At 61.7% G+C, this 5480-nt stretch carries 7 protein-coding genes; 6 read left to right on the top strand and 1 reads right to left on the bottom strand.

Translation table 11 applies throughout. The features are described 5' to 3' along the window. The 5 genes from ACY69P_RS13600 to ACY69P_RS13580 form a co-directional block, all read left to right on the top strand. On the top strand, positions 1–426 hold a 426-nt coding region (locus ACY69P_RS13600), incomplete at its 5' end, for an AMIN domain-containing protein (protein ID WP_462327864.1). Positions 427–529: 103 nt separating this feature from the next. Continuing rightward, on the top strand, positions 530–814 hold the full coding sequence (locus ACY69P_RS13595) for a FeoA family protein (protein ID WP_404843560.1): 285 nt from the start codon (positions 530–532) through the stop codon (positions 812–814). Between the two features lie 212 nt (positions 815–1026). Next, positions 1027–1266, top strand: a complete 240-nt coding sequence (locus tag ACY69P_RS13590) for a FeoA family protein (RefSeq protein ID WP_404843561.1) — start codon at positions 1027–1029, stop codon at positions 1264–1266. Between the two features lie 3 nt (positions 1267–1269). Beyond that, complete coding sequence (feoB, locus tag ACY69P_RS13585; protein ID WP_462327863.1) at positions 1270–3459, top strand: ferrous iron transport protein B; 2190 nt, start codon at positions 1270–1272, stop codon at positions 3457–3459. 324 nt (positions 3460–3783) lie between these two features. Continuing rightward, positions 3784–4281: an RrF2 family transcriptional regulator gene (locus tag ACY69P_RS13580; protein ID WP_462327862.1), complete on the top strand. Its 498-nt coding sequence runs from the start codon at positions 3784–3786 to the stop codon at positions 4279–4281. Positions 4282–4438: 157 nt separating this feature from the next. On the opposite strand, the gene ACY69P_RS13575 is transcribed toward ACY69P_RS13580, so the two are convergent. Continuing rightward, positions 4439–4885: a Fur family transcriptional regulator gene (locus ACY69P_RS13575; protein ID WP_462327861.1), complete on the bottom strand. Its 447-nt coding sequence runs from the start codon at positions 4883–4885 to the stop codon at positions 4439–4441. A gap of 85 nt (positions 4886–4970) precedes the next feature. Between ACY69P_RS13575 and ACY69P_RS13570 the strand changes: the two genes are divergently transcribed. Beyond that, positions 4971–5480 (top strand): cyclase family protein (locus tag ACY69P_RS13570; protein ID WP_462327860.1); only part of this gene is annotated, 510 nt, incomplete at its 3' end.

Genomic DNA, 5480 nt, shown 5'->3' with positions numbered 1-5480 from the left:
CCCCCAGACACCTTCTCCCCGGACGCCTTGCCGCAAAACGCCCTGCCACCGGAAGAGCCACTGGAGACCATCCCCGCCCCGCAGGTCGCCGAAGCCGCGCCGCCAACGCGGCCTGCCGTCGCCACGCCTGTAACCTTTTCCACTTCCCCGGACGCCCTGCGCCTCACCCTGCCCACAACCCACGCCCCCGGCGACATCCGCACCTTTTCCCTTGGCGGGCCCAGCCGCTTTGTCATCGACGTGCCCGGGCGCTGGCACTACAAGGGCGACACCACCACCCATGTTAACACCGGCGGCGTAAAAAGCGTGCGCACCGGCGTGCACGCCGACAAGCTCCGCATGGTCATCGACCTTGCAAAGCCCTTGCACAGAGCGCCCACAATCAGCGCCAACGGCTCCGGCCTCCACGTGACAATTCTCCAATAATATTGGGCCTTCTCTTCTTATCCCGCCACAAGATTCCGACCATTTTGCTCTTTATTACACATGAGCACTTGACATTCATTATCAACGGGCATAGTTCCTAGGCATGTGGAAACGGAAATGCCATCGTCGGCGACACGGACGAACCCTGTGTGACTACCCCTGCGGAAGCCGGGTCGCCATTGCGGACATCCAAGGCTGTCCCAAGCTGCGGTGCAGGCTCCTCGCCATGGGGCTCACCCCGGGCACAGAGGCCGAAGTCTGCTCCCACGCGGCTGGCTCATGTTGCCTGCGGGTGCGCAATAGTGACCTCATCCTTGGTGATGATATGGCGCAGAACATTTTTGCCACCCCGCTCTCCGGCCAGAAGAATCAGGTCTCTGCCTCCTAGCCGGACACGTCTCCACCCCTTAGCTCTTTTACGGCGCTCAACCACTCTGGTTCAGCGCCGTTTTTCATTGCCCTGCGGGGCAAGGCGGGAATTTTTTCTCCCGCCTCTTCACTGGCGGTCCGCCGCGTCTTAGTGTATAGCGGAGCCGGAAAAAATGAGAACGAATATCACCCTCACGCCATACAGCGCGGGTGATGCTATAAGGAGACCCCATGGGCACCATCATCAATATGCGCCAGCTCAAGGTCGGCCAGAGGGCCATCATCAAAACCGTTGGAGCCAACGGCGAACTTGGCCGCCGCATCCGGGACATGGGTCTTGTTCCGGGCACGGAGGTTCAGGTCGTCGGCCGTGCGCCCCTGAGGGACCCTGTCGCCCTGCGCATGAAAGGCTTCACCCTCTCCCTGCGCAACAACGAAGCCGACCACATCACCGTGGACATCGTGGAGTAGCCCATGCCCGAAACCATTTCCATGGCCCTTGCCGGCAACCCCAACGCCGGCAAGACGACCATGTTCAACGCCATTACCGGCGCGCGCCAGCACGTGGGCAACTATCCGGGCATCACCGTTGAGAAAAAGGAAGGCTACGCCGACATCAACGGCACGCGCTTCCACATCGTGGACCTGCCCGGCACCTACTCCCTCACGGCCTACACGCAGGAGGAAATCGTCGCCCGCAACGTGCTGGTGGACGATAAGCCCGACATCGTCGTCAACGTGCTGAACGCCTCCGCCATTGAGCGCAACCTGTACCTTGCCGTGCAGGTGATGGAGATGGGCATCCCCGTGGCCCTTGCCCTGAACATGATGGACGAGGCCCGCAAGCACGGCATGACCATTGATGTGCAGCGCCTGTCCGAGCTCCTTGACATGCCCGTGGTGGAAACCGTGGCCCGCACCGGCGAGGGCGTTCCCGAACTGCTGACGCAGACTGCGGCCTACGCCCGCAAGCGTGATGGCCGCTGGACGCCGCTGACCATCTCCTACGGTCCGGACCTTGATCCCGTGCTTACGCGCATGACGGACCTCATCGAGGCGGAGTCCTTCCTGACCAGCCGCTACCCTTCGCGCTGGCTCGCCCTCAAGTACCTTGAAAGCGACGAGGAAATCCTCGCCGTGGGCCGCAGCGCCAACGAGGCCGTCGCCACCTCCCTTGAAGAGATGACCGCCGAGGTCAGCGAGCACTGTCAAAAAACGCTCAGCACCTACCCCGAAGCCATCATTGCGGACTACCGCTATGGCTTTATCACCTCGCTCCTCAAGCAGGGCGTCCTGACCCGCAGCACGGACCACCAACGCATTGATTTCTCGGACCAGCTGGACCGCGTGCTCACGCACCGCTTTTTTGGCCCGCTGGGCATGTTCCTTGTGCTGATGGCCGTGTACAAACTCACCTTCACCCTTGGGGAAGTGCCCATGGGCTGGGTGGAGGCCTTCTTTGGCTGGATGTCGGACACCACGTCCGCGGCCCTGCCGGACGGCCTGCTCAAGTCGCTGCTGGTTTCCGGCGTTATCGACGGCGTGGGCGGCGTGCTGAGTTTTGTGCCGCTCATCCTGCTCATTTTTCTGTTTATCTCGTTCCTTGAGGACTCGGGATACATGGCGCGCATCGCCTATATGCTGGACCGGCTGTTCCGCATCTTTGGCCTGCATGGCTGCTCGGTGATGCCGTTTATTGTCTCCGGCGGCATTGCCGGTGGCTGCGCCGTCCCCGGCGTCATGGCCGCGCGCACCCTGCGAAGCCGCAGGGAAAAGCTGGCAACCCTGCTCACCGCACCGTTTATGACCTGCGGGGCCAAGCTGCCCGTATTCATCCTGCTCATTGGCGTCTTTTTCCCCGGCCATCAGGCCAAGGCGCTCTTTCTCATCACGCTGGCGGGGTGGGCCGCCGCCCTTATTGTGGCGCGCATCCTGCGCGTGACCATCATCAAGGGCCCCAGCACTCCCTTTGTCATGGAACTGCCGCCCTACCGCTTTCCCACCCTGCGCGGCATGCTTATCCATACGTGGGAACGCACGTGGCAGTACATTAAGAAGGCGGGCACGGTTATCCTTGCCATTTCCATCCTGCTGTGGGCGCTTATGACCTTCCCCGGCCTGTCGGACGACCAGCAAGCCGCCTTTGAGCAAAAACAGCAGGACATCTCGACTGAGCTGGCCTCCGTACACGAAGACTCCTCCCGCGCCATGATTCTGCGCGCCAACCTGCGCGGACTGGACGCCGAGCGCGACGAAGCCCGCCTGCGCGGCTCCTTTGCCGGACGCATGGGCACGGCCCTTGAGGGCATCGGCTCCCTTGCCGGATTTGACTGGCGCGTGAACATCGCCCTTGTCGGCGGCGTTGCGGCCAAGGAAGTCATTGTCTCCACGCTGGGCACCGCCTACTCCCTTGGCGACGCCGCCGAAGAATCCGGCTCCCTTGCCAAGCGCCTTGCCGGTTCGCAGGACTGGAACCCGCTGCGCGCCTCGGCGCTGATGCTCTTTATCCTGCTGTACGCCCCATGTTTCGTCACCCTCGTCGCCATCAAGGGCGAAGCCGGATCATGGAAATGGGCGCTCTTCTCCCTCGGCTTCAACACGGCCTTTGCCTACTTCATAGCCGTTGCCGTCTATCAGGGCGGCCGCCTCGTTGGCCTTGGCTAGCTGACGCCGCGCCCCATACTGTACTAAACGCCCCCGCCTCAACAGGTGGGGGCGTTTTTCCGTCAGGGCGCCGACAAAGCATATGCACCACAATGGGGGAGCACCCACTGCTGCGCCGCGATGAAAAGTTGCGCAAGCATATCCATACCTTCACAGGATGCTTTCCCGCCATCTCCACTCCCTACTGACCAAGTAGGACAACGCACCACTTGACGCCATGGCCGCTTTTGCATACGAAAAGCATGCTCTATTGCATTGATTTTTTGCATTTTCCCTTTGGAGCTACTGTGCACCCCATGCCTCACCCCGTCCAAGGAGCCGACCATGCGCATTTCGACCCGAAGCCGCTACGGGTTGCGAATGGTGCTCGACATCGCCGTGAACGGTCAGTCCTCACCGGTCCGGATACACGATGTCGCTGCACGCCAAGGACTCTCGGTCAAGTATCTTGAAAAGCTCATCAGAATCCTCAAGGACCACGGTTTCATCCTCAGTAAGCGTGGGCCGCGCGGGGGGCATATGCTTGCCCTGCCGCAAGAAGACCTCCACATCGGCAACATTGTCAGCGCCCTTGAAGGCGACCGCCACATCATCGACTGCACCGCGGACCCTCAGTGCTGTGAAGCACAAATCAGCTGCCCCACCCGAAAGCTGTGGGACAACGCCGCGCGTAGCATGTTCGACACCCTCAACGCCGTCAGCGTTGCCGACATGGTAAAGGAAATCTCCCGCGCGGAAGGCCTGCCCCCCGGCCCAGCATCAGACCCCACACTTTCCGAAACGAAAATCGCCATGGCCGACCCCGTGGACGCCGCCAGCTAAGGCCGCCACCTCTCACCCTCACCGCCCCCGCAGCCATGCCCGGGGTCTTTGCGTGCGCCCACCGCCTCGCAGGTGCGCACAAAAAAAAGCGCCGCCTCGTAACGAAGCGGCGCTGTGTGGTCATATGGGGTACTGGCGTGGCGGCGCGGAGGGCGCGTTAGCCGTGTTCGGCCTTTTTGCTGCGGCAATCCGCGCAGATGCCGTACAGATACATCTCGTGTCCGGTCAGGATGAAGCCGTGGGCCTCGGCCAGCTTTTCCTGCAACTCTTCAATGCGTTCATCCACCACGGCAAGAGCCTTGCCGCATTCCTGACAGATGATGTGGTCATGATGGGAGTGGCCGTACTTGCGCTCGTAGCGGGTGACGCCGTCGCCAAAGTTCACTTCCTTGGCCAGCCCGGATTCCGAGAGCAGCTTGAGGGTACGGTACACCGTGGCCTGCCCAATGGACTTGTCGGCCTTCTTGACGATAGAGTACAGGTCCTCGGAGGTATGGTGGCCCTTCTCCTCCAGAAAGATATCCAGAATCAACCGCCGCTGCGGCGTCATTTTCAGGTTCTTTCTATTGAGGTAATCGGAAAAAACTTCGAGCGCCTCTTTCATGCTACGTCCCCTTGGCATTTTTTCGCATTTATTCAAGCTAGAAGCATTCTGTCAAGCTGGCTGCACAACTCATACCGGAGCACTCATGAATCCCCACGCCAACTGCATCGACATCTCCCTCGCCCTTGGGCGCGAGGATGCCCCGTGGCCCGGGGACCCGGCATTCTCAACAACTGCTGCCGCAACATCGGATACAGGCGGCATCACGTCAAGCCTTCGCCTGTGCGCGCACAGCGGCACGCACATCGACACCCCCGCCCATATTCTCGATGGCGGCGCGCGCCTTGGGGACTACGCCCCGCATAATTTTATCCTCCACGCGCTGGTGGTGGATATTCAGGAAGCCAATACCGTCACCGCCCAGCATATCGACGCCCTGCCGGAGGACAGTGCACAGGCGCTGCTCTTCCGCACACGCAACACCCGAAACGGCCTTGCGCAGCCCGGACAGTTTTCGCCGGACTTTGCCGCTTTTACCCCGGATGCAGGACGCGCCCTCGCCGGGCGGGACCTGCGCCTTGTGGGCATAGACGCCCCGTCCGTTGACGCCGCCAGCGCCCATGACCTGCCGGTGCACCACGCCCTGCTCTCGCGC

It is taken from the genome of Desulfobaculum sp. (assembly GCF_054921475.1).
Note: the sequence above shows the minus strand (reverse complement) of the source record. Positions and strands in the feature narration are given on the sequence as shown.

Bases quoted from the DNA above. Each gene is read 5' to 3' on its own strand.
- ACY69P_RS13595 (WP_404843560.1), top strand. From the start codon at position 530: ATGTGGAAACGGAAATGCCATCGTCGGCGACACGGACGAACCCTGTGT.
- ACY69P_RS13590 (WP_404843561.1), top strand. From the start codon at position 1,027: ATGGGCACCATCATCAATATGCGCCAGCTCAAGGTCGGCCAGAGGGCC.
- feoB (WP_462327863.1), top strand. From the start codon at position 1,270: ATGCCCGAAACCATTTCCATGGCCCTTGCCGGCAACCCCAACGCCGGC.
- ACY69P_RS13580 (WP_462327862.1), top strand. From the start codon at position 3,784: ATGCGCATTTCGACCCGAAGCCGCTACGGGTTGCGAATGGTGCTCGAC.
- ACY69P_RS13575 (WP_462327861.1), bottom strand. From the start codon at position 4,885: ATGAAAGAGGCGCTCGAAGTTTTTTCCGATTACCTCAATAGAAAGAAC.